The 21,970-nt window shown below is 69.2% G+C and carries 22 protein-coding genes; 14 read left to right on the top strand and 8 right to left on the bottom strand.

The features are described from left to right. On the bottom strand, positions 1 to 1,287 hold the full coding sequence (locus AB0N61_RS02885; RefSeq protein WP_363361557.1) for a M18 family aminopeptidase: 1,287 nt from the start codon (positions 1,285 to 1,287) through the stop codon (positions 1 to 3). A 286-nt stretch (positions 1,288 to 1,573) separates the two neighbouring features. Here AB0N61_RS02885 and AB0N61_RS02880 point away from each other — a divergent pair, with 286 nt between their 5' ends. The 3 genes from AB0N61_RS02880 (at position 1,574) to AB0N61_RS02870 (ending at position 5,058) form a co-directional block, all read left to right on the top strand. Next, positions 1,574 to 2,437 carry an EamA family transporter gene (locus AB0N61_RS02880; RefSeq protein ID WP_363361555.1) on the top strand — a complete coding sequence of 288 codons (864 nt, stop codon included), beginning with the start codon at positions 1,574 to 1,576 and terminating at the stop codon, positions 2,435 to 2,437. Positions 2,438 to 2,582: 145 nt separating this feature from the next. Beyond that, positions 2,583 to 3,044: a GNAT family N-acetyltransferase gene (locus AB0N61_RS02875; RefSeq protein ID WP_363361553.1), complete on the top strand. Its 462-nt coding sequence runs from the start codon at positions 2,583 to 2,585 to the stop codon at positions 3,042 to 3,044. 295 nt (positions 3,045 to 3,339) lie between these two features. Further along, positions 3,340 to 5,058, top strand: a complete 1,719-nt coding sequence (locus AB0N61_RS02870; protein WP_363361552.1) for a DUF222 domain-containing protein — start codon at positions 3,340 to 3,342, stop codon at positions 5,056 to 5,058. Between the two features lie 139 nt (positions 5,059 to 5,197). Here AB0N61_RS02870 and AB0N61_RS02865 read toward each other — a convergent pair whose 3' ends face one another. Further along, positions 5,198 to 5,851 carry a response regulator transcription factor gene (locus AB0N61_RS02865; RefSeq protein ID WP_222839407.1) on the bottom strand — a complete coding sequence of 218 codons (654 nt, stop codon included), beginning with the start codon at positions 5,849 to 5,851 and terminating at the stop codon, positions 5,198 to 5,200. Between the two features lie 226 nt (positions 5,852 to 6,077). Here AB0N61_RS02865 and AB0N61_RS02860 point away from each other — a divergent pair, with 226 nt between their 5' ends. Beyond that, entirely contained in the window at positions 6,078 to 7,220 is a 1,143-nt protein-coding gene (locus AB0N61_RS02860; RefSeq protein WP_363361550.1) for a histidine kinase, read from the top strand. A gap of 324 nt (positions 7,221 to 7,544) precedes the next feature. Here AB0N61_RS02860 and AB0N61_RS02855 read toward each other — a convergent pair whose 3' ends face one another. Continuing rightward, complete coding sequence (locus tag AB0N61_RS02855; protein ID WP_167948680.1) at positions 7,545 to 8,288, bottom strand: GntR family transcriptional regulator; 744 nt, start codon at positions 8,286 to 8,288, stop codon at positions 7,545 to 7,547. 183 nt (positions 8,289 to 8,471) lie between these two features. On the opposite strand from AB0N61_RS02855, the gene AB0N61_RS02850 reads away from it, so the two are divergent. The 6 genes from AB0N61_RS02850 (at position 8,472) to AB0N61_RS02825 (ending at position 15,091) form a co-directional block, all read left to right on the top strand. After that, on the top strand, positions 8,472 to 9,401 hold the full coding sequence (locus tag AB0N61_RS02850; protein WP_363361548.1) for a phosphate/phosphite/phosphonate ABC transporter substrate-binding protein: 930 nt from the start codon (positions 8,472 to 8,474) through the stop codon (positions 9,399 to 9,401). 128 nt (positions 9,402 to 9,529) lie between these two features. After that, the gene (gene phnC / locus AB0N61_RS02845; RefSeq protein ID WP_363361546.1) at positions 9,530 to 10,375 is read left to right on the top strand and encodes a phosphonate ABC transporter ATP-binding protein; all 846 of its coding nucleotides are present in this window, start codon (positions 9,530 to 9,532) and stop codon (positions 10,373 to 10,375) included. After that, on the top strand, positions 10,372 to 12,108 hold the full coding sequence (gene phnE, locus AB0N61_RS02840) for a phosphonate ABC transporter, permease protein PhnE (protein WP_363361545.1): 1,737 nt from the start codon (positions 10,372 to 10,374) through the stop codon (positions 12,106 to 12,108). The genes phnC and phnE overlap by 4 nt, the downstream gene beginning before the upstream one ends. Further along, positions 12,105 to 13,271 (top strand): TIGR03364 family FAD-dependent oxidoreductase, encoded by a 1,167-nt coding sequence (locus AB0N61_RS02835; RefSeq protein WP_363361543.1) that lies wholly within the window; start codon positions 12,105 to 12,107, stop codon positions 13,269 to 13,271. The genes phnE and AB0N61_RS02835 overlap by 4 nt, the downstream gene beginning before the upstream one ends. Continuing rightward, entirely contained in the window at positions 13,268 to 13,993 is a 726-nt protein-coding gene (locus AB0N61_RS02830) for an HAD family hydrolase (protein ID WP_363361541.1), read from the top strand. The genes AB0N61_RS02835 and AB0N61_RS02830 overlap by 4 nt, the downstream gene beginning before the upstream one ends. 9 nt (positions 13,994 to 14,002) lie before the next feature. Further along, positions 14,003 to 15,091, top strand: coding sequence for an alcohol dehydrogenase catalytic domain-containing protein (locus tag AB0N61_RS02825; protein ID WP_363361539.1), 1,089 nt, complete (start codon positions 14,003 to 14,005; stop codon positions 15,089 to 15,091). A 33-nt stretch (positions 15,092 to 15,124) separates the two neighbouring features. On the opposite strand, the gene AB0N61_RS02820 is transcribed toward AB0N61_RS02825, so the two are convergent. Together AB0N61_RS02820 and AB0N61_RS02815 are read right to left on the bottom strand one after the other, a co-directional pair. After that, complete coding sequence (locus tag AB0N61_RS02820; RefSeq protein WP_363361537.1) at positions 15,125 to 15,649, bottom strand: CinA family protein; 525 nt, start codon at positions 15,647 to 15,649, stop codon at positions 15,125 to 15,127. Continuing rightward, positions 15,646 to 16,167: an FHA domain-containing protein gene (locus AB0N61_RS02815; RefSeq protein WP_363361535.1), complete on the bottom strand. Its 522-nt coding sequence runs from the start codon at positions 16,165 to 16,167 to the stop codon at positions 15,646 to 15,648. The genes AB0N61_RS02820 and AB0N61_RS02815 overlap by 4 nt, the downstream gene beginning before the upstream one ends. 168 nt (positions 16,168 to 16,335) lie before the next feature. Here AB0N61_RS02815 and AB0N61_RS02810 point away from each other — a divergent pair, with 168 nt between their 5' ends. The 3 genes from AB0N61_RS02810 to AB0N61_RS02800 all read left to right on the top strand — a co-directional run bounded on the left by AB0N61_RS02810 (position 16,336) and on the right by AB0N61_RS02800 (position 18,777). Continuing rightward, positions 16,336 to 16,683, top strand: a complete 348-nt coding sequence (locus AB0N61_RS02810) for an ATP-dependent DNA ligase (RefSeq protein WP_363361533.1) — start codon at positions 16,336 to 16,338, stop codon at positions 16,681 to 16,683. Positions 16,684 to 16,837: 154 nt separating this feature from the next. Continuing rightward, positions 16,838 to 17,722 (top strand): SDR family oxidoreductase, encoded by an 885-nt coding sequence (locus tag AB0N61_RS02805; protein WP_167948689.1) that lies wholly within the window; start codon positions 16,838 to 16,840, stop codon positions 17,720 to 17,722. Positions 17,723 to 17,766: 44 nt separating this feature from the next. Beyond that, positions 17,767 to 18,777, top strand: coding sequence for a DMT family transporter (locus tag AB0N61_RS02800; protein ID WP_363361531.1), 1,011 nt, complete (start codon positions 17,767 to 17,769; stop codon positions 18,775 to 18,777). A gap of 12 nt (positions 18,778 to 18,789) precedes the next feature. Here the strand turns inward: AB0N61_RS02800 and yidC are convergent, their stop codons facing one another. Together yidC and AB0N61_RS02790 are read right to left on the bottom strand one after the other, a co-directional pair. Beyond that, positions 18,790 to 19,551, bottom strand: a complete 762-nt coding sequence (yidC, locus tag AB0N61_RS02795) for a membrane protein insertase YidC (protein ID WP_363361529.1) — start codon at positions 19,549 to 19,551, stop codon at positions 18,790 to 18,792. A 62-nt stretch (positions 19,552 to 19,613) separates the two neighbouring features. Further along, the gene (locus AB0N61_RS02790) at positions 19,614 to 19,886 is read right to left on the bottom strand and encodes a DUF6412 domain-containing protein (RefSeq protein WP_363361526.1); all 273 of its coding nucleotides are present in this window, start codon (positions 19,884 to 19,886) and stop codon (positions 19,614 to 19,616) included. A gap of 103 nt (positions 19,887 to 19,989) precedes the next feature. Between AB0N61_RS02790 and AB0N61_RS02785 the strand changes: the two genes are divergently transcribed. Further along, positions 19,990 to 21,042 carry a DUF561 domain-containing protein gene (locus AB0N61_RS02785; protein WP_363361524.1) on the top strand — a complete coding sequence of 351 codons (1,053 nt, stop codon included), beginning with the start codon at positions 19,990 to 19,992 and terminating at the stop codon, positions 21,040 to 21,042. A 17-nt stretch (positions 21,043 to 21,059) separates the two neighbouring features. Here the strand turns inward: AB0N61_RS02785 and purU are convergent, their stop codons facing one another. Then, positions 21,060 to 21,911, bottom strand: a complete 852-nt coding sequence (gene purU, locus AB0N61_RS02780; protein WP_363361523.1) for a formyltetrahydrofolate deformylase — start codon at positions 21,909 to 21,911, stop codon at positions 21,060 to 21,062. Positions 21,912 to 21,970 lie beyond the last annotated feature (59 nt).

The raw sequence follows: 21,970 nt of genomic DNA, 5'->3' as shown, positions 1-21,970 counted from the left end.
TTATCGGCCGGCGAAGAACGCTCCCGCGACGAGGGTCAGGTCGTGCAGATCCGCGACACCGGCGAGCTCACGCGCCGAGTGCATCGACAGGATCGGGATGCCGACGTCGACCGTGCGGATGCCGAGGCGCGTGGCCGTGATCGGGCCGATCGTCGAGCCGCAGGGCACGTTGTTGTTCGACACGAACTCCTGCGTGACCACCCCGGCGCTGTCGCACCATCCCCGCCAGGCGGCGGAGCCGACGGCATCCGTCGCATAGCGCTGGTTGGCGTTGAGCTTGAGGATGGGGCCGGAGCCGAGCACGGGCTGCACCACGGGGTCGTGCTTGTGCACGTAGTTCGGGTGCACCGAGTGGCCCACGTCGCTCGACAGGCACCACGACGCCGAGAACGCGCGGCGACGCTCGGAGGCGTCGGCGCCGAGTGCGTCGTACACGCGGCCGAGGATGTCTTCGAGCAGGGGGCCGCCCGCGCCCGAGCGGGAGTTCGAGCCGAGCTCCTCGTGGTCGAATGCGGCGAGGATCGCGATGGGTCCGGTCGCGACCTCGCCCAGGGACTCGAGTGCGACGACCCCCGCATGCACCGAGGCGAGGTCGTCGAGGCGACCCGAGGCGAAGAACGCGCGGTCCTTGCCGAAGATCGCGCCGCGCGCGGTATCGGCGATCACGACGTCGTAGCCGCGGATGTCGGATGCCGAGACCCCCGCGGAGTGGGCGAGCTCGGCCAGGATGTCCTCCTGCGTCGGGTCGCCCAGGCCCCACACGGGCTGCGTCTGGAACTGCTTGTCGAGCGCGAGGCCGGTGTTCGCCTCGCGGTCGAGGTGGATCGCGAGCTGGGGGAGGCGCAGCAGCGCTCCGGTGTCGGCGAGCACCACGCGTCCGTCGGCGAGTGCGAGGCGTCCGGCCAGACGCAACTCGCGATCGAGCCACGAGCTCAGCAGCGGACCGCCGTAGACCTCGACGGCCGCCTGCAGCCAGCCCCTCGATCCCGTGGTGGGCTGCGGCTTCAGCTTGAAGCCGGGGGAATCGGTGTGAGCGCCGAGGATGTGAGCGGGCGTGGTGGCCGTCGCGCCCGCCGGAACCGTCCAGGCGATCGCGGCTCCGTCGCGCACGACGACGTAGCGTCCGCCGGGGAAGACGTCCCAGGCCTGGTCCTCTTCGAGGCGCGTGAAACCGGCATCCTCCAGTCGCCGGGCGACCTCGGCGGCGGCGTGATAGCTCGAGGGGGAGGCGGCGACGAAGTCGGCGAGATCCTCGGCGTGGGCGAGAGCGTCCGGGGTGACGGGCATGAGCGACCTTCCTGCGGGGGCGGTCCTTCGATCGTAATCGGCGACTCGGTGCGCGATCTCTTCGATGACCCGATGACCCGATGACCCGATGACCCGACGGGTGTCGTTCACCTTCCGGTCACCATCGGCCGGTACGGTCGATCTCGATAGCGCCTAGGGTTCCGGGGTTCGTCCCGACTGGTCCGAGCGGCGCCACGGTGCTCCTCCGCAGGAGTGCCGTCATCTGACAGGACAAAAGCCCGGAGGACCCTGTTCGTCGCGCCCGCGATGAACGGAAGGGTCTCTGATGTCCGCTCTCGCCTTCGCTCTCGTCATTGCCGCAGCCGTCGCGCACGCCGCGTGGAACATCGTCGCCCATGGCGTGAGTCGGGCGGGGACGCCGTTCCTCTGGTGGGGCGCGGTGGGCGGAACCGCCGTCTGGATCGGAGTCGTGCCGTTCACCGGCGGGCTCGGCACCGATGACGTGCTGGCATTCCTGCTCGGCGTGGGAGTCTCCGGCGTGCTCCATGTCGCCTACATGGCGGTGCTGCAGCGCGGGTACCGCGAGGGCAACCTCTCGACCGTCTACGCCACGGCGCGGGGAACCGGGCCCTTCCTCTCGGTGATCATCGCGGTGCTCGTGCTCGGAGAGCGGCCGTCGACGCTCGCGCTCATCGGCGTCGCAGCAGTCATCCTCGGAGTCGTCGCGATCGGTCTCGTCGACCGGGGCCGCACCGATCGGTCGCGACGGCTGGATCCCGGGCTCGTGTTCGGGCTGCTCACGGGCGTTGCGATCGCCCTCTACACGATCTGGGACGCCAACGCCGTGCGCACCTGGAACCTCTCGCCCGTCGCCTTCATGGTCGGGACGATGCTGCTCGAGATCCCGTTCTACTCCCTCGGCGTTCGAGGCCGGTGGGCGGCCGTGCGCGCGCTCGGCCGCACCCAGTGGAAGCGCATCGTGGCGTTCAGCATCCTGTCGCCGCTGTCGTACATCCTCGTGCTCACGGCCATTCAGATCGCTCCGGTGGCTCTCGTCGCGCCGCTGCGCGAGGTCAGTGTCGTCCTGGTCAGCCTGTTCGGGGTCTTCGCTCTGAGAGAGAGCCGGCCCGGGTGGCGTCTGGCCGCGTCCGCGGTGGTCGCCGGCGGGATCGTGCTGCTCGCGCTGTAGCCGCTGTCCTGGTGCCGCTGTCGTGGTGCCGCTGTCGTGGTGCCGCGGTCATGCTGCTGTCGCTGTCGCTGTCGCTGTCGCTATCGCTGTCGCTGTCGCTGTCCTGCTGTCGCTGTCCCTGAGGATGGGTCGCGAGCGTGATTGTATGGATGCTGTGTCCGTCGGGTGGAGTCTGCGAGAGAGCACGCCGTCGGATGCGTCGTGGATGTCGGAGCTCCGAGCGATCGTCATGCGACCCGATCTGGAGCGACTCGGACGCTTCGACCCGGTGCATGTGCGACAGCGGTTCCTCAACGGGTTCGTCCCGCAGAACACGCGGGTGATCGTCGTCGCCGGAGACGACGTCGGTCTCATCGCGGTGAGGCCCGAGATCGACGGGGCGTGGATCGAGCACTTCTACCTCGATCCCGCTCAGCAGGGCCGCGGCCTCGGATCCGCGGTGCTGGCGGACGTCCTGGCCCAGCGACAGGCGGGCCCCGACCGACCGTTCCGCCTCAATGTGCTGCAGGGCAGTCCGGCACGACGGCTGTATGAGAGGCACGGCTTCGTGCTCGAGAGTGAGGACGCGATCGACGTCTTCATGAGAGCCGGACCGTTCCGGCGCTGACCACGGGGGTGGCGCTGCCCGTTGCGCGCGGTGCCCGCTTTGTGCGGTGCCGGTTTCGCGGGGTGCCGGTTTTGCGGGGTGCCGCTCGCGCAGTCTCCGGTTTTGCGCGGTGCCGGTTCCGTGGGGTGCCGGTTCCGTGGGGTGCCGGTTTTGCGCGGTCCGATTCGCACGGTCCCCGTCTTTGCGTGGTGCCGTTCACGCGGCATTCCGGGAGATTGGAATACGTGGTCTGATCTGGGGTAAATCGGCCTGGTTTGGGGGTCGAATGTCGGTGGTGTCGGGTTGACTGTGGGGTATGAACAGCACGGCGGAGCTTTTGGATCGGGTCATCGCCGACCTCGATACTGTGCTGTCCGATGATGCTTTGGCGGGGTTGAGCGACGCGGATCGGATCACGGTGCTGCAGGGGGCGGGGGCGGCCTTTCGGCGGGCGGAGGCGGTGATCGTGGAGACGATCGCGACCGGGGATCCGGGTGACTTTCCGCATTCGGCGGGGTGTCGGGGCATGAACGAGCTGGTGCGGCGGACGGTCGGGGTGGATGTGCGGGGTGCGGTCCGGGTGGACCGGGTGGTGGATCTGGTGCGCAGGCCGGTGAGTCTGGCGGGGGAGCGGATGCCGGCGCGGTGGTCGGAGATGCGTCTGGCGTTGCTGGACGGGGTGATCGGTGTGGCGGGGTTTCTGGCGGCGACGGGTCCGATCGAGCGGGTGTGGGACCGGTTGAGGGTGGATCAACGGTTGGCGGCCGATGTGGCCTTGGCGGGGTTCGCACGCGGGCACGGCCTCGACACGGACGACACGGACCCGGATGCGGGCGCGGATGCGGGTGCGGGCGCGGAGGCGCCGGGGCCGTCACCGACGACGCAGGACCTGAAGGCGCTCGGGGAGGATCTCGCGTCGATGCTCGACCCGGATGGGGAAGAACCGAAGGACGAGGAGGCGCGGCGTAAGCGTGGCATCACGATCGGTCGGCTCCGGGACGGGGTGCATGCGATCCGTGGGTATCTGACGCCGGAGGCTGCCGCGCAGTTGCAGCTCATCATCGACGCACTCCTCAACCCCAAAGGCGACGGGCCACCCCTGCCCGGCGTGCACTTCACCCCGAGCGACGGGGCCGGTGCTGGTGACGCAGGTGCAGGTGCAGGTGCAGGTGCAGGCGCAGACGCCGATTCTCCGGATGCCGACGTCTCGCATGCCGATGCCGATGCCGATGCCGATCCGGCGGCCGATGGGGTCGACGATCCAGAGGACGCGGATCCGTTCAACTCGGATCCGCGGTGCGTGCTCGATGACCGCACCGCGGCGCAGAAACGCCACGACGCTCTCGCCGCCGCTCTCGCGATCGCCGCCCGCCACAAGGACATGCCCACGCTCGGTGGTGCCTCCCCGGTCCTCGTCGTGACCGTCGACGCGAAAGACCTCGCCCATCACACGGGCGGCTCTGCTGTCGGTGTTGCCGTCGGTGCGGGCGCGGGCGATTCTGCTGTCGGTGTTGCCGTCGGCACGAACGCGGGCGGTTCTGCATTCGGTGCTGCTGTCGGTGCGAGCGCGGGTAACGGTGGGTGGGCGACCATTCCCGGCTCTGGTGCGCACGTGCCGGTCTCGGTCGCCGCGCAGACTGCGTGCGCCGGGGTGATCCAGCGGGTGCTGATGGATGAGGGGCGCATTATCGGGATCAGTACCACCGACCGGGTGTTCACCGTGTACCAGCGCCGGGCGATCATCGCCCGCGACAAGGAATGCCTCATCCCCGGATGCCACGTTCCCGCGTCCTGGTGTGAGATCCACCATGTCACCGAGCATGCGCGGGGTGGTCCAACGACGACCGACAACGGTGTTCCGTTGTGCTGGTGGCACCACCGCTCCCTCGGCACCTCCGGGTGGGAGATCCGCATGAACGAGGGGCTACCCGAAGTCCGCGGACCGAACTGGTGGGACCCCGCCCAACGCTGGCGCACACCACGACTCAGCCTCCCCGCGCTGGGCAGGCAGCGACGCCTCGTCCGAACGGAGTGACGCGCGGCCGATCTTCGCGACCCCGGCTTCGTGGCCACGGGGCTGTCACCGGCATGCGCTCGTCACTGCGTCGTCACAGCTGGCAGCTGGTCACCTCGCGCTCATTGCCGCGCACTCTCTTCCTGAGGAAGTCGACTCCTCAGCGGAAGTCGACGAGGCCGGCGTGCGCTGCTGTGACCAGGATCTGCACGCGGTCGCGCACGTGCCACTTCGACATGATGCGTCCGAGGTGCGCCTTCACGGTCCCCTCCGACACGATGAGTGTGCGCGCGATCTCCGCGTTCGACATCCCCTGAGCGAGTCGCTGCAGCACCTCCTGCTCGCGATCCGTGAGCGCCTCGAGAGTGTCGTCGCCGCCGACCGGTTCGGTGTCCCGCACATGCTTGATCAGCAGTGAGGCGATCCGAGGCGACAGCGAACTCGCCCCGCTGTACACCTCCCGCACGCCCTCGAGGATGCTCGCCGCGCTGGAGTCCTTCAACAGATACCCCGACGCGCCGGCGCTGAGCATCGGAAGCACGGTGTCGCTGCCGTCGAGCGTGGTGACCGCGAGGATCTTGATCTCAGGCCAGCGTTCGCTGATCACCGCCGTCGCCTCGATGCCGTTCATCTCAGGCATCTGAACGTCCATCATCACCACGTCAGGACGTTCGCGTTCGACGACCTCGATGCCCTCGAGCCCGGACTCTGCCTCGGCGATCACCGTGATCTCCGGGTCGCGTGAGACGAAGTGAGAGAGCGCTGAGCGCACCAGGGGATCGTCATCGACGATCACGACGCGGATTTGGGACATGGAGGAAGCCTAACCGGGGTGGACCTGCGCCGCGAGGTATTAGACCTTTGGCTAGCGATGTCTAGACGAGAGACAGATGTGCGGCGCGCAGATCACCGAGAAGATGAACTTATTACTTCACAAAAGTTCAATCACGGAGGTGAATCACTATGACTTTCTGGCAGGCATTCAACCAGTTCTTTGGCTTCACTCGCTAATCTACCTGGCTATTAGGAGATACTGAAGCATGGCTTTTAGTCCTCCCCGCTCCGACGACTCCGTCGTTTCACGGCTCGGGAAGGGAGAGAAGCTCAGCACGATCGAACGCATCGCGGTTCTCGCGATCGTCGGAACGATCGTCGTCTTCGGCATCGTCGGACTGTTCCTCCCTCCGGGAGTGGACCCGTTCGTCGCCGGGGTGAGCATCGCATCGACCGCCGTGCTCGTGCTGTATCTCTGGTGGCCCCTCATCGCGACGTGCGCACTCGCCGTCGTGTTCGCGCTCTCGTTCCTCACGGGAACCCAGACAGAAGTCCTGACAGTCGCCGCCCTCGCTGCGGCGCTGATCATGCGACTCGGCTGGAATGCGCTCATCCTCTCCTACGCGGGAGTCTTCCTCCTCGCGACGGCACTCGTTGCCTTCGGAGAGACAAGCACGCCGATCAACCTCGGCATCTACCTCATCACCGCGACCGTCGCCGGAGCCGTGGGATTCGCTCTTCGCATAGCCTTCGCCCGAGGGCGGACTCTCGAGGAGCAGTTGGCCGAGAAGGCCGAACAGGAACGCCAAGCAGTACTCGCCGAACGACGTTGGATCGCCGGCGAGCTGCACGACAGCATCGCGCACCACCTCACGGTGGTCTCGCTGCACGTGCAGATGCTCGACGACGACCGCACCAGCAGCGATTCGCAGGAGGCGATCCGCATCGCCGCGCGCAAGGCGATGACCGACCTCCGCTTCGTGATCGACCTCGCAGACGACGGACCCCGGTCCGAAGGGATGCCCTCCGGTGACCTGGCGGCCTCCGTGGACGAGGCTGCGCAGGAGTTCGAGTCCGCCGGCCACACCGTGACCGTCGAGGGCGACCCCTCCGACGAACGCATTCCGCGGGCCGCCGAGATCATCCTTGCCCGCATCATGCGCGAGTCCGCCACCAATGTCCTCAAGTACGCGGGCGCGGGCGAAGTCGCGATCCGATTCGACATCGACGACGACGCCGCGAAGATGACGGTGAGCAGCCCGCTCTCCGTCACGCCTCGTCGCGAGCTCTCCTCGAGCCGCACCGGCATCGGTCGCATGGCCGAACGCGTCCTCGGCGCGAGCGGCGAGTTCAGCGCCGGAGAAGTCGAGGGCCGCTGGGTCGTCTCCGCGCTCCTGCCGATCGTCTGACGCCGATCGTCTGACGCCGCCCGCGCCCCCGCATCCGCGACCGCGCACGGGGCAGATTGCCGACCGGTATTCCGGTACTCTACGGAAGACATCCGCGGAATTCCGGGGCTTGAGGCGCGAAATCTAGACGAAAGTCCAGGGTAGGTCTCGACTATAGACCGTGTTCCATGGTGTAGCCGGGCGCTTACATTGGGTATACCCCAGAAATAGCGCATCCCCAGCGCTGTGATCGCGAGCGCGGTCTTTGGAATCTGATCCCCATCGCGCTCGCGATCGGCTTCTCTCCTCGGATCATCCGAGGCATCGATGCCGATCGGTCGGCTGTCAGCCGCCTACGGCACGCATGAAGTGCCCGTCCGTCGAGATCCCTGACGCGGCGACCGTGAACCGCACGACCTCGCTGAGGTATCGGTCTTCGGATGCCTCGAAGACGCGCCCGTTCTCGTCGCGAGAGATGCGGCTGAGTCGAAGGATGGGCGTGCCCTGCGGCACGCGCAGCAGAGCGGCATCCTGCTCATCGGCCGCCACCGCGTCGATCTGGTGCTCGAGGCCGACGATCGGGTGTCCGAGCGACCCGAGGTACTCGGTGATCGAGATCTCGTCGGTGTCGACATCGAACAGTCGCCGTCCGACCGCCTCGGTGTAGAACAGTCGCTCGAGCATCGTCGGCCGTCCGTCGAGCAGCCGCAGCCGCACGACGCTGACGATCGTGTCATCGGGGGAGACCCCGAGGAGCTCTGCGCGGTCACCGGCCCGGCGGAGGCTCAGCTCCTGCGTCTGCGCTCCCGGAGTCACGCCGAGATCCCGGGCCCAGCGTGTGAACGGCACCGACACGTCGACGGCCTGACTGGCCTTGCGCGAGACGACCCGCGCGGGGCGGCCTCGCCCCGTCTCGATCAGGCCTTCTCCGCGCAGCGCGGCAAGGGCGTTTCTGATCGGACCGCGCGAGGTGCGCCATCGTTCGGCGAGCTCCGCCTCAGTGGGCACGTCATCGCCGGGGCGCAGGGTCCCGGCCGCGATCTGCGCCCGGAGGTCGTCCGCGATCTGGGTGTATACAGCTTCGGCCACATAGGCATACTACTTCGCGCTCGGACAACGCGGCCGAGCGGAGCGGTCATGCGTTCCACCGGCGTTCACCCGGGGAACGCGGGGGTGAACGGACTTTGAACTCTTGCAAGTTAGGTACATATCTTAGTCCGTGCCCTGTCAGAGTGGCTCGTGGATCACCCCCTCCCACTCTGAAAGGTCCTCATGAAGCTCCGCGCTCTCCCCGTACTCGCCGGCGCCGCGATCCTCGCGCTCTGCCTCGCCGCCTGTTCCGGCTCCGCTGAGGCCACCGGCGCGTCCGGTGCCGATGCGTCATCGACCGCCGGCGGGTTCGCGGTCGACGAGAACACCCTCGTCTTCGGCGTCGTGCCCGACTCGGTCGACACCGAGACGAACTACCAGCCGCTCATGGACTACATCGCCGAGATCACCGGCAAGACCGTGGAGTACCACGAGTCCACCGACTACGCGGCGCTCATCGAGGCGGCCGTCGCCGGCAAGGTCGACGTCGCGTCGTTCTCGGGGTTCACCTACGTCACCGCCACGAACAACGGAGCGAAGCTCACCCCGATCTCCTCGATCGTGACGGAAGAGGGCCAGGAGCCCGGCTACTATTCCCAGGCGATCGTGCCCGCCGACAGCGACATCTCGAGCATCGACGACTTCGCGGGCAAGAAGGTCTGCTTCGTCGACCCGTCCTCGACGTCGGGATACCTCTTCCCCTCCTACAACCTGCTCGAGGCGGGCATTGACCCCAAGACCGACATCACGCCCGTCTTCGCGGGCAAGCACGACGTGAGCGTGCAGAAGGTCGGCGAAGGCGTCGAGTGCGAGGTCGGCTTCGCCGAGGACTCCGAGGTCGAGAAGTCGGATGCCGTGAAGGTCGTCGACGAGACCATGGTCCCCGGAGCGCCCCTCGTCTACTCGTCGACCCTGCCCGACGACGTCGTGCAGGAGCTCATCGACGGTCTGTCGGAGATCACGATCGACGACATCATCGCCGCCGGGATCGACGGAGCCGACACCGATGCCTTCCGCAGCGTGTTCTTCGCCACGAAGCCGGTCGACGACGCGTACTACGACCTGATCCGCGACATCTGCAAGGAGACCGAAGCGGAGCAGTGCCAGGGCTGACGCCCGATCGCTGACGCATCGTCAGCCGAGCGCCCTCGTTCCGCACTCCTGCCCCTGCGGGAGCTGCGGACCGCAGGGCGCTCACCCGCAGAGAATCACGCTCGACGCCACGACCCTGGAGAACTCACATGAACACGGCATCCGATGCCCTCATCCGCCTGGACGGCGTGACGAAGACCTTCGGCTCGACCACCGCGCTGAAGAACGCATCGCTGCAGGTGTCGCGCGGCGAGATCGTCGTGCTGCTCGGGCTCTCCGGCTCAGGCAAGTCGACACTGCTGCGCCACCTCGACGGTCTCGAGGTCCCGACCTCGGGTGACATCGAGGTGCTCGGCTCGGCGGTCCCCACGCTGAAGGGCAAGGCGCTGCGCCGCCTCCGCAGCCGGGTGGGATTCATCTTCCAGCAGTTCGAGCTCGTGCCGTCGCTGACGGTGCTCGAGAACGTGCTCACCGGATCGCTGTCGGAGGTCCGCGGGCCGCGGCTGGGCCTGTGGGGCTACTCGAAGGCGGCGAAGCTGCGCGCCCTCGAACACCTCGACCGCGTCGGACTGCTCGACCGCGCCTATCAGCGCAGCGACACGCTCTCGGGCGGTCAGCAGCAGCGCGTGGCGATCGCCCGCGCTCTGATGCAGAAGCCCGACATCCTGCTCGCGGACGAGCCCGTCGCGTCGCTCGATCCGGAGTCCAGCGACCAGGTGATGGCGCTGATTCGCGAGATCGCCGCCGACGAGGGGCTCACGGTCGTCTGCAGCCTGCACCAGGTCGACCTCGCGATCTCGTGGGCCGACCGCATCGTCGGTCTGCGTCACGGCGAGATCGTGCTCGACACCCCGACCGGCGACCTCACCAAGGCGGAGGTCATGGAGATCTACGGCCGCGTCGCGACGACCACGGCAGAGATCCGGGCCGTGCAGGATGAGCTCACCCCGATCACGGTCGATGTCGCCCAGCTCGACAAGGCGCGAGCGTCGTGACCGTCGTCTCCGACACGTCGCGGACCCCCGTGGCCCCCGCGAGGGCCGGCGTCACCGATCGCGCTCCTCGACGCCCGATCTCGGCCGAGCGCATCGCGGCCGGTCTGACCCTGCTGGCGCTCCTGGTGCTCGGCATCCTCGCGGTCGACGAGGTCGGCATCTCGATCCCGGCGATGGTGCAGAGCTGGGGCAACGCCGAGAACTTCGTGGCCCGCGTGGGCGGCCTCTCGTTCCCCGAACCTGCCGACCTCGCGTGGCTGATCGCCCTGACCGTGGGGCTCGTGCTCGTCGGCACCCTGCTCGCCGCAGCCCTGTCGGTGCCGATCGCCTACCTCGCCGCGTCGAACACGACCCCCGGCAGCGGATGGCGTGTCGCCGCGCGGTTCGTGGGTGTGCTCACCCGGGCGCTGCCGGACGTGGTGCTCGCGATGGCGTTCGTGCTCATGTTCTCGCTCGGCACCCTGCCCGGCATCCTGGCCATCGGCATCCATTCGATCGGGATGATCTCGAAGATGTTCGCCGATGCGATCGAACAGATCGATGAGGGTCCGCGGCTCGCGATCCGTGCCGCGGGCGGGTCGAAGATGCAGGAGTTCGCATCAGGGATCCTTCCCCAGGTGCTGCCCAGCTGGGTCGCGACGGTGCTGCACCGCAACGACATCAACCTGCGCGGCAGCGTCGTGCTCGGCTATGTCGGCGTGGCCGGGCTCGGCCTCGAGATGTCGTACGCCTTCAAAGCCCTGAACTACGGCAAGGGTCTCGGCATCGCGCTGGTCATCTTCGTCCTGTGCGTGGTGATGGAGATCGTCTCGAGCCTGGTGCGCGGAGCGATGCTCGGCCAGCAGCGGCAGACGCGGTCGTGGATCGATCGCCTCATCCACCCGCGTCTGCACGACACGACGGCCGCGCAGTCGACGGCTCTTCCGGCGTGGGCGACCAGCCCGCAGACGGCCGTGCGTCGCCCCTGGACAGCCGAGCGGGTGCGCAACACGATCGGCATCGTGACCGCGGTGCTCGTCGTGATCGGCAGCGTCGTGGTCAGCCAGATCAACTGGATGGACTTCGCCACGTTCTGGGCCAAGCTCCCCGAGGTGGCGGCGAGGTTCTGGCCGCCATCGTTCGGCAGCTACGAGGCATCGGCGATGATAGCCGCCATGCGAGACACGGTCGCGATCGCACTCGCGGCGACCGTGCTCACTCTTCTGCCCTCCCTGCTTCTCGGGTCTCTCGCGGCGAGCAACGTCGCGCCGGGCGCCGGCACACGAGGGATCGCGCGCTTCCTGCTCGTCGGCATCCGCGGCATCCCCGAGCTGATCCTCGCGATCGTGCTCGTCGTCATCACGGGTCTCGGATCCCAGGCGGGCGTCATCGCGCTCGCCATCGGGGGCGTCGGCCTGCTCGGCAAGCTGATCGCCGACTCGCTCGAAGAGGTCGATCGCGGACCCGAGCGCGCCCTGCGCGCAGTCGGCGCCACTCGACTGCAGACCTACGCCTCGGCGACGGTTCCGCAGGGCATGCAGGCACTGATCGGACACAGCTTCTACATGCTCGACACCAACATCCGCGCGGCGACGATCCTGGGCATCGTCGGCGGAGGCGGCGTCGGCTACTACCTGCTCAACGCCAGTCAGGGGTCGCGATACGAGACCGTGACGGCGATCGTGCTGATGATCCTCGTCACCGTGCTGGTGGTCGAGGGACTCGCGATGTGGATGCGGAAGGTCTTCCGATGAACGGCATCGTCGCCTCGAACGGCACCGCCCCCTCAGCCGACTCGGCCGACCTCGTGGTCGTCGGCTCGGGAATCATCGGTCTCGGTGCCGCCTATGCGGCGGTGCGACGGGGGCTGAGCGTCATCGTCGTCGACAGAGCGGATGCTCCGGTGGGCGCGACGATCCGCAACTTCGGGCATCTCTGCATCGGCGCGCAGGCGGGGGAGGCGCGGCGCTACGCCGACGTGTCCCGCGACCTCTGGCTGCGCCTCGCCCAGGATGCGGGTTTCTGGATCCGCGAGTCCGGCACGCTGGTCGCCGCGCGTCACGCCGACGAGATCGCGGTGCTCGAACAGGCGGCGATCGACGGCGGCATCCGGATGCTCGATGCCGACGAGCTGCTGCGTCTCGCGCCGCTCCGTCGCCGGGGACTCCTCGGCGGAGCGCACATCGAGACCGACCTGCAGACCGATCCCCGCACCGCCGCCGCGGCGATCGTGCGACACCTCGCACGACGGGGCGTCGACTTCCGATTCCGCACTCAGGCGACCTCGGTCTCGGCACGCCGTGTCGAGACGACGCGAGGTGCGATCAGCACCGGCGCGGTCGTCGTCGCCGCGAATCACGACGTCGACCAGCTGCTGCCCGACGTCGCCGAGCGGTCAGGCGTCGTGCGCTGCGCCCTCGACATGATGCGCGCGGCGGTGACCCTCTCGCATCCGCTCTCCGCTCCGCTGCTGACAGGGTGGTCGCTCGTGCGCTACGGACGCTTCGCCGAGAGTGCCGCGGCCGGCGCGCTCCGCGACCGTCTGCATTCCGAGCGTCCCGACCTCGCCGCGCTCGACCTCAATCAGATGTACACACAGCTGCCCGACGGCACGCTCATCATCGGCGACTCGCATGCCGCGTCGACCGCACCGGCGCCTTTCCAGCCCGAGGCCGCGTTCGCCGCATTCCTCACCGAGGCGGAGGCGCTGTTCGAGATGCCGGCCCCGCGGGTGCTCGAGCGCTGGCAGGGCGTCTATGCGAAGGCGCCGAAGGAGTTCCTCATCGACACGGTCGACGAGGGGGTGCTGGTGCTCGCCGCGACCACCGGCATCGGAATGACCACGGGTCTGGGGCTCGCCGAAGAGAATCTCACCGCCGCCTTCGGGTGGACACCTGCAAGGGAAGGAACCCCATGACCACTCAGCTCGACGCAGCTCCCGCACTCGAACTCATCGTGCTCGACATGGCCGGCACGACCGTGCGTGACGACGGAGTCGTGGAGACCGCGTTCCAGCGCGCCGCCGAACGCACGGGAGTCGCAGATCGGATGCCGTGGGACGACGCGCTCGCACACGTGCGCGCCACCATGGGGCAGTCCAAGATCGATGTCTTCACGCATCTCGCCGGGGGCGATCGCGAGGCGGCTGAACGAGCGACGGCGGCCTTCGAGGGTGCCTACGCCGAGATCGTCGCCGAGCAGGGGGTCACCGAGATCCCCGGCGCGGCCGATGCGATCCAGGGACTGAAGGACGCCGGCCTGCGTGTCGTGCTGACGACGGGATTCGCGCCCGTCACCCGCGATGCACTGCTCGACGGTCTGGGGTGGCGCGAGCTCGTCGATCTGGCGCTCTCTCCGGCCGACGCGGGCCGCGGACGCCCGGCGCCCGACCTCGTGCTCACGGCGCTCCTGCGCATGCAGACGTCGTCTGTCGCAGCGGTCGCGGTCGCGGGAGACACGGTCAGCGACGTCGAATCGGGCCGCCGCGCAGGGGTGGGTCTCGTCGCCGGGGTCCTGACGGGTGCACACGAATCGGCTGCACTCCGGCTCGCCGGCGCCGACGTCGTGCTCGACGACGTGACGCAGCTTCGCAGCGCGCTCTCCGAGCGTGGACTGCTCCCACTCGTGCCGTCTGTCTGAGGCGTCGACATGGGAACACTGCTGATCCGTCCTCCCGGCCACCGCCGCGACGTCGCTCTGCGACCCGCCGCCACCGCCATGGTGTGGATCGGCGAGGGGCACCCGCACGAGACGATCGCCGTGCCCGGTGTGGCGCTCGGTGACCACGACGTGCTGGTGTCGGTCGAGATGTCGACCATCTGCGGGTCCGACGTGCACACCGTGCAGGGGCGTCGATCGTCGCCGGTACCGCTGGTGCTCGGCCATGAGAGCGTCGGACGCGTGATCGCCATGGGAGACGGCGGGGCGACGACTGTCGACGGCACCCCCGTGCGCATCGGAGACCGGGTCGTCTGGTCGGTCACGATCTCATGCGGCATCTGCGACCGATGCGCGCGAGGTGTGACGCAGAAGTGTCGCACGCTCGGCAAATACGGCCATGACCGCATCGGCGTGCACGGCGATCTCACCGGCGCCTTCGGCTCGCACGTCCAGGTGCGGTCGGGCACCACGATCGTCCGGGTGCCCGAGTCGCTGCCGGCTGCCGTGCTCGCTCCGGCCTCGTGCGCCACCGCGACCGCCTGGGCCGCCGTCGCCAGGGCCGCACGCGATCACGACCTCGACGGCGCGACCGTGCGCATCCACGGAGCAGGACTCGTCGGACTCTCGGCCGCGGCGATCGCGGTGGAGCACGGCGCGGCGGTCGAGGTTCTCGACCCCTCACCGGAACGGCTGGCTCGTGCCGCGCGCTTCGGAGCCGGTCGGATCGACCGCGACCCGGATGTCGTGATCGAGGCCTCGGGGCACGCGGTGGCGGAGGCGCTCGACGGCGTCGGAACCGGGGGCACGGTGGTGCTGGTCGGAAGCGTCTTTCCCGCAGAGCCGGTGCCGGTCGACGCCGAGAGCATCGTGCGACGGCTGGTGACCGTCACCGGCGTGCATAACTACACGGGATCCGAGCTCTCGCAGGCGGTCGGGTTCCTGGCCGGACGAGGACGCGCGTATCCGTTCGCGGAGGCCGTCGGCGAGGTGCGACAGCTGGCCGACATCGACGAGGCCATCGCCGCGGCATCCGTTCCCGGTGCACCACTGCGCATCGGGGTCGTACCCGGGCGCTGAGCTGACGCGGGCCGACGCCGCGAGGGGCGGAACTCAGTCCGAGGGGCCGTCCGCGGACGCGGGTGCCGAGCGCCGCGGCCCCGCGGGGCGGATGCCCTCGGCGTGGAATGCGAGCAGCCGCATGGCGGTGTCGACCGTCTCGTCGAGGATCTCCTGCGGGTCCCCGCCGAGCGACAGCTTGCGATGGCCGACGCCGTCGCCCGTGGCCCATCCGACATAGACGGTGCCGGGCTCATGCCCGCCCTCGGGGTCGGGCCCGCCCACACCCGTGGTCGAGATGCAGACATCGGCGTCGAACAGCCGCAGCGCGCTCTCGGCCAGGTGCTCCGCGCACTCGGGCGAGCACGGATCCGTGCCGGGCGTGAGTCCGAGCAGGCGCTCCTTCACCTCGGTGAGATAGGCCACGATGCCGCCGGCGAACCAGTCGCCGGCAGCCGCACCGGCGCCGATCGTGCTCGCCAGACGTCCCGAGGTCAGCGATTCCACCACGCAGATGCGCAGCCCGCGCTCAGCGGCGACCTCGCTGATGCGCTCGAGCGGAGACTGCTCTGCTGTCACTTCTCTTCAGCGGAGTCGGCGTGCGTCGGTGCGTCGGACTCGATGCTCGCCTCGTCGGAGTAGTCGGGACGCGCCGGCTGCAGCGGCTGGTCGGAGTACTCGCCGCCGAGGCGTCCGCCGTACGGGCGGCCGTGGTCGGCGAACTCGTCGCGCGCGTAGACCAGCTCCCACTCGCCGACGGTGAAGCGGGCGCCGGTGCGCAGCGTCTGGGTGCGGTCGCCGGGGTGGGTGGCGGTGGCTTCGGGGTTGCTGTTCATCTCGCCCGCGCCGTGGAGCTCGAGCACGTACTCGTCGCGGTCATCGTGCGTGATCGTCGCATGCACAGGGTCGGCGCCCTCGAGCCGCAGCTCGTTGTCGGCTGCGGAGCCGATGCGCACCACGTCGACCTCGAGGGCGAACTCGGCGCGCTCGCCGTCGCGGGTCACCCGCAGGCGCGGGTTGCCCTCGCCGAACTCGGCGTGGGTGGTCGTGGGGGTGTAGCCCTCGTCGGAACGGTCGTCGATGTGTCGTGCGTTCATGGTGGGTCTCCTCGCGGTTCCTGCCAGGATATCGGCGAAGGGAACCGCACGCAGGGGGTTGACTTCGGCTCGCTCCGCACCCGTATGGACGGCCCGCCCGGCCGACGCGTCGGGGTCGGTGTTCCCATAAACTCAAGGCGAAGACCTGCACACCAGAGGAGAGGTTGAATGGGCAAGTTCATCTACGAGGGCAGCGTGAAGACCGAGATCGAGGATCGCGCCCTCACACACCTGCAGCTCGTGATGACCGCCAAGCTCCGGCGCGCCGAGCCCTTCCCGTTCAGCTGGCGCGAAGACGCGAGCGTCGGCGGCGGCCGGACGACCGTGTGGGTGCAGCCGGGCAGCTCGCTCGTCTTCAAGTACTTCGGCAGCAGGCAGCCGTCGATCAACCGGGCCTGGATCGATGCGCTCGCCTTCACCGCGAGCGCGCCGGGCGGTCTGTATCTGGTTCCCGAGCCGCAGGAGACGTCCGGTCCGGCCGCGCCCGCCGACGAGCCCTCCGCTCCCAGAGCCTGAGCGGGTCGGAGCCGCTCACCTGCCGCGCCCCGATCGTCGATCGAGGCGCCGATTGTCAACCCCCTGCCGAGGGTGCCGAGCGACCGCGAGTCTCGGTGGACGCCCGGCTCTCGCCACGAACGAAGGTGGCGAGCCGCGAGGAAGAGGAGACACCATGGCAGACAGCACGCCCGACCCCCGCAGCCAGCACCGCGACGAGGAGTTCCCCGGTCAGCAGCAGACACAGCCGGGGCTGACAGACGAGATGCGCCCGACTCCCGACCACGGCGAGGAGTCGTATGTGGGCCACGCCCGGCTCGAGGGGCGGCGAGCCCTGATCACCGGCGGCGACTCCGGAATCGGTCGAGCCGTCGCGATCGCCTTCGCCCGGGAAGGAGCGGACGTGGCGATCGTGCACATGCCGGAGGAGCAGGCGGATGCGGACGAGACGATCGAACTCGTGCGCGCCGAAGGCCGGCAGGGGCTGAGCCTGGCCGGCGACATCCGCGATGAGGCCTTCGCGACCGACGTCGTCGCCGAGACGAGAAGCGCCCTCGGCGGCATCGACATCCTGGTGCTGAACGCCGCGTACCAGCACGACATCAAGGGCTTCGAGAACCTCGAGACCGACAGATTCCGCCGCGTGTTCGAGACGAACCTCTTCGGGCTGCTGTACTCGGCGCGGGCCGCATACCCCCATCTGGAATCGGGGTCGAGCATCATCGTCACGGCGTCGGTGCAGGCCTTCGAGCCGTCGCCCAACCTCATCGACTACGCGATGACCAAGGCTGCGCAGGTCGCGTTCGTGAAGGCGCTCGCCGAGGAGGCGGGGGAGCGCGGCATCCGCGTGAATGCCGTCGCTCCCGGGCCCATCTGGACGCCCCTGATCCCGGCCACCGGCTGGTCCGACGAGCGGGTGAAGACGTTCGGCTCCGATACGCCTCTGGGCCGAGCCGGACAGCCCGCCGAGCTGGCCGGTGCGTACGTGTACCTCGCGTCCGCCGAGTCCTCGTACACGTCCGGCGCAGTGCTCGCGGTCACCGGGGGCAAGCACCTCTGACGGGCCGGGTTCGCCGGCATCCGCCCGCGCCGTAGGCTTGGTGGGTGAAGCAGTCCACGTCGTCGCGTCCGCTCGTGGGCGTGGCGCTCGTGGTCTGCTCCTGCCTGTCCTTGCCGTTCGGGGCCGCCGTCGCGGCTCAGCTCTTCCCGGTGCTCGGCCCGTGGGGCGTGACCTCGCTGCGCGTGGCGATCGCCGCTCTGCTGCTGGTCGTCATCGTGCGCCCGCGGCCGATCCGCTGGACGAAGGCGCAGTGGCTCGCCGCGGTGCTGTTCGGCCTCTCGCTCGCCGCGATGAACGGCTTCTTCTACGCAGCGATCGAGCGCATCCCGCTGGGTCCTGCCGTCGCGATCGAGTTCCTCGGGCCGCTCGTGCTCGCGGCGGTGCTGACCAGGCGGCTCGTCGACGCCGCCTGGGTGGGCGTCGCGCTGCTCGGGATGGTGCTGCTCGGCGTCGACGGACTGATCGGCGCCGAGCCGCTCGATCCGCTCGGGATCGTGTTCATCCTCATCGCCGCCGGCTTCTGGGCGATGTACATCCGGATGAGTGCCCGAGTCGGTGCGATCATCCCGGGCAGCAGCGGACTCGCGGTCGGACTCGTCGTCGCCGCCGTGCTGCTGATACCGGTCGGAGTGCCGGCTGCGATCACCGTCGCCGGTGACATGCAGCTGCTGCTGCTCGCCGCGGTCACGGCCGTCCTGTCATCGGTGATCCCCTACAGCTTCGAGCTCGCGGCGCTGCGTCGGCTGCCGCAGCGGGTGTTCGGCGTGCTGCTGAGCCTCGAGCCGGCATTCGCGACGCTCGCCGGGTGGGTGATCCTCGGGCAGTCGGCGACCCCGCTGCGGGTGCTCGCGATCGCGCTGGTGGTCGCCGCGAGCGTCGGCACCACCCTCGCCGTCCGACGTCAGCGCCGTCGAGACGATGCGGCCGCCGTCAGAGACAGTGCCGGAGACCGTGCCGGAGATCGTGCCGGAGATCGTGCCGGCACCGGACCCGACAGCGGGCCCGACGACGACGAGCCCGGCCCGTTCACCGCTCCGATCCCGCTGCCCGACTGACCGACCGCCCCCTCACGCGCCGACCACGGCGGGCACCGGCAGGGGATAGCGGCGCCGCAGCAGCATGCGCTGCACCAGCGTCCACACCACGGTCACGGTGAGATACAGCGCGGCGGCGAGGGGCACGAACATCGCGAACACGGCCGTCAGATAGTGCAGAGCGCTGGTCACACGCAGCATCGTCGGCGAGTTCAGCGGAGAGTCGTCGTCGACCGGCGCCGGCCGGAAGACGCGCCGCGAGATCTCGGCCACCGCGACCATCACCGCGATCAGAGCCCCGAAGACCCACAGCGTCTCAGGGGTCGCCGTGCCGCCGAAGACCGCGGAGACGAAGCTGGTCCCCAGCGGCGCCCCGAACAGGTCGTGCGTGAGCAGGTCGTTCGGATGCCCGGCGATCTCGGGGCGGATGAACAGGGTGTAGAGGATGCCGACGACCGGCGCCTGGGCGAGGACCGGCAGCATCCCGGCGAACGGAGACGTGTTCTCGGAGCGATAGAGCTCGAGCATCTCCTTCTGCAGGCGCTCGGGGTTCTTCCTGTGTCGGCGCTGCAGTTCGCGCAGTCGAGGAGCCAGGCGCGCTCTGGTCTGCTCGGCCTTCGCCTGCGAGACGCCGACGGGAATGAGCAGCGCGCGCACGAGAAGCGTCACGAGCACCACGGCGAGTGCGGCGGCGGATGCTCCGGCGAGGGGTTCGAGCAGTGCGGAGAGCCCGGCGAGGGCGCCGTACGCAGCGTCGAGCAGGAAGGTCAGGGGTGGGAAGGTGAAGATGTCCATGGAAGTCCGTTCGTGTGTCGGGAGGGGTCGGCGAAAGCCGCGCAGTCCCGCACGAGGGCGGACTACGCGGAGACGGCGACTCCCGGCGCACGAGGACGCGGGTGACCCGCGGCGTCAGGATCGCTCTGCGCGAGCAGCGTCGAGACGTCGATCGCCCGCAGGGGATGCGGGGCGCTGCCCGGCGATCGCGGTGCGACGCTCAGGGCGACGGCGATCGTGAGCGTCGTCAGGGCGATCAGCGCGATGGCGAGACCGAGGGCCGCGGCATCCGGCACCGCGATGATCCCGAGCGCGGCCGCGACGAAGCCGAGCATCTGCCCGAACCATTCGCTCATGCGCGCCTCCCTGAACCCTCACGCCGAGGTTATCACCGGCATCCGAACGGGGCATCGATCGCTCGATCGCCTCGGGGTCGGTGAGCGGGGATAGCCTCGACGCATGAGTGATCTGCGCGCGCTGCTCGGAATCGAACACCCCGTCGTCCTCGGTCCGTTCGGCGGACTCTCGTCCGTCGGGCTCACCGCGGCGGTCAGCGAGGCGGGGGGTCTGGGCGGCTACGGGCTCTACGGATACGATGCCGACCGCATCCGCTCGACGATCGCGTCGCTGCGGGCAGCGACGTCGCGCCCGTTCGCGGTGAACGTCTGGCTGCCGACCGGCGACGAGATCGAGCCGAACCCGCAGCACACTGTGTTCGCTCAGGCGCTGCAGCCGTTCTTCGATGCCGTGGGCATCGAGGTGCCCGCACGCCCCGAACGATATCTGCCGCCCCTCGACGAGCAGCTCGACGCGATCTGGGAGGCGGCGCCGCCCGTGCTGAGCACCGTCTTCGGGGTTCCTTCCGAGGCGATCGTCGACGAGGCGCATCGGCGCGGCATCCGCGTCGTGGGAACCGCGACGACCGTCGCCGAAGCCGTCGCACTCGCGGATGCCGGGGTCGACGCCGTGGTCGCGACCGGCTTCGAGGCCGGCGGCCACCGGGTGTCGTTCCTCCGTCCGGCCGAGGAGTCGCTGGTCGGAACCTTCGCGCTCGTGCCGCAGGTCGTGGATGCCGTGGACGTGCCGGTCATCGCGGCCGGCGGCATCGCCGACAGACGCGGTGTCGCCGCAGCCTTCGCGCTCGGGGCGTCAGCGGTGCAGGTCGGTACGGCATTCCTCGCGACGGCGGAATCGGCGGCGAACCAGGCGCATCGCGACGCCATCCGCTCCACCGCCGCCGACGGCACCGTCCTCACGAAGGCGATGAGCGGCCGGCTCGCCCGGGGCGCTCGCAACCGTGCGGTGCGGGCGATCGAGGCGAGCGGAACCATCGCCCCGTTCCCGATGCAGAACTGGCTCACCGGACGATTCCGCGCGGCCGCGGGTGAGCAGAACCTGGGCGAGCTGCAGTCGCTCTGGATGGGCCAGGCTGCAGCGCTGGTCGATCCCGCGCCCTCGACCGCGGCCGACACCTTCGCCGAACTGCTCGCGGGAGTGCCGGAGAACGCCTGATCCCCGGTCTCGCCCGCTCAGAGGATGACGGTCGAGCGGCCGTGCACGATCACGCGGTCCTCGGCATGCCACTGGACGGCACGCGCCAGGACGAGGCGTTCGACGTCGGCGCCGCGCTGCTGCAGATCGGCGGCCGACTCCGAATGCGTGACGCGGGTGACGTCCTGCTCGATGATCGGTCCCTCATCGAGATCCGCTGTCGCATAGTGCGCGGTGGCTCCGATGAGCTTCACACCGCGGTCCTTGGCCCTGGCATACGGGTTGGCCCCGATGAACGCGGGCAGGAACGAGTGATGGATGTTGATGATCGGGGCGCCGAGGCCCTCGATGAAGTCGTCGGTGAGGATCTGCATGTACCGAGCGAGCACGACGAGATCGACGTTGCCGCGCAGCAGGTCGAGCTGGCGCTGCTCCATCGCCTGCTTGTCGCCCGACGGGATGTGCACGAAGGGCACTCCGAACGAGCGCACCGACTCTGCGAGATCGGGGTGGTTGGAGACGACCATCGTGACGTCGATGTCGAGCTGGCCGCGCTGCGTGCGCCACAGCAGCTCCATCAGGCAGTGGTCGTACTTCGACACGAAGATCGCGACGCGCTTGCGGCGGGCGGTGTCGTGCAGCGACCACTCCATGCCGAAGCGCTCGGCGACCGGGGCGAGGTCGGCCTCGAGGGCCGTTCGGGCGGCAGCGAGGCCGGGAAGGTGGATCACCGTGCGCTGGAAGAACCGACCGCCCTCGGAGTCGGTGGAGTGCTGGTCGAGGGAGATGATGTTCGCGCCGTGCGCGGAGAGCACGCCGGCGATGGCGGCGACGATGCCGGGCTGATCATCGCAGGCGATCAGCAGGCGGGCGGTGTCGGGCTGAGACATGGGGACTCCTCGGGGGTGTGCATCGATTCTGCCGTGGATGAGACCACCGGGCGAATCGT

Source organism: Microbacterium sp. NPDC089320, assembly GCF_040684875.1.
Classification (GTDB): Bacteria; Actinomycetota; Actinomycetes; order Actinomycetales; family Microbacteriaceae; genus Microbacterium.
This window is presented reverse-complemented; position numbering and strand designations above follow the sequence as displayed.

Excerpts from the sequence above, each read along its gene's own strand:
- AB0N61_RS02885 (WP_363361557.1), bottom strand. The coding sequence starts at position 1,287 with ATGCCCGTCACCCCGGACGCTCTCGCCCACGCCGAGGATCTCGCCGAC.
- AB0N61_RS02880 (WP_363361555.1), top strand. The coding sequence starts at position 1,574 with ATGTCCGCTCTCGCCTTCGCTCTCGTCATTGCCGCAGCCGTCGCGCAC.
- AB0N61_RS02875 (WP_363361553.1), top strand. The coding sequence starts at position 2,583 with ATGGATGCTGTGTCCGTCGGGTGGAGTCTGCGAGAGAGCACGCCGTCG.
- AB0N61_RS02870 (WP_363361552.1), top strand. The coding sequence starts at position 3,340 with ATGAACAGCACGGCGGAGCTTTTGGATCGGGTCATCGCCGACCTCGAT.
- AB0N61_RS02865 (WP_222839407.1), bottom strand. The coding sequence starts at position 5,851 with ATGTCCCAAATCCGCGTCGTGATCGTCGATGACGATCCCCTGGTGCGC.
- AB0N61_RS02860 (WP_363361550.1), top strand. The coding sequence starts at position 6,078 with ATGGCTTTTAGTCCTCCCCGCTCCGACGACTCCGTCGTTTCACGGCTC.
- AB0N61_RS02850 (WP_363361548.1), top strand. The coding sequence starts at position 8,472 with ATGAAGCTCCGCGCTCTCCCCGTACTCGCCGGCGCCGCGATCCTCGCG.
- phnC (WP_363361546.1), top strand. The coding sequence starts at position 9,530 with ATGAACACGGCATCCGATGCCCTCATCCGCCTGGACGGCGTGACGAAG.
- AB0N61_RS02835 (WP_363361543.1), top strand. The coding sequence starts at position 12,105 with ATGAACGGCATCGTCGCCTCGAACGGCACCGCCCCCTCAGCCGACTCG.
- AB0N61_RS02830 (WP_363361541.1), top strand. The coding sequence starts at position 13,268 with ATGACCACTCAGCTCGACGCAGCTCCCGCACTCGAACTCATCGTGCTC.
- AB0N61_RS02825 (WP_363361539.1), top strand. The coding sequence starts at position 14,003 with ATGGGAACACTGCTGATCCGTCCTCCCGGCCACCGCCGCGACGTCGCT.
- AB0N61_RS02815 (WP_363361535.1), bottom strand. The coding sequence starts at position 16,167 with ATGAACGCACGACACATCGACGACCGTTCCGACGAGGGCTACACCCCC.
- AB0N61_RS02810 (WP_363361533.1), top strand. The coding sequence starts at position 16,336 with ATGGGCAAGTTCATCTACGAGGGCAGCGTGAAGACCGAGATCGAGGAT.
- AB0N61_RS02805 (WP_167948689.1), top strand. The coding sequence starts at position 16,838 with ATGGCAGACAGCACGCCCGACCCCCGCAGCCAGCACCGCGACGAGGAG.
- yidC (WP_363361529.1), bottom strand. The coding sequence starts at position 19,551 with ATGGACATCTTCACCTTCCCACCCCTGACCTTCCTGCTCGACGCTGCG.
- AB0N61_RS02790 (WP_363361526.1), bottom strand. The coding sequence starts at position 19,886 with ATGAGCGAATGGTTCGGGCAGATGCTCGGCTTCGTCGCGGCCGCGCTC.
- AB0N61_RS02785 (WP_363361524.1), top strand. The coding sequence starts at position 19,990 with ATGAGTGATCTGCGCGCGCTGCTCGGAATCGAACACCCCGTCGTCCTC.
- purU (WP_363361523.1), bottom strand. The coding sequence starts at position 21,911 with ATGTCTCAGCCCGACACCGCCCGCCTGCTGATCGCCTGCGATGATCAG.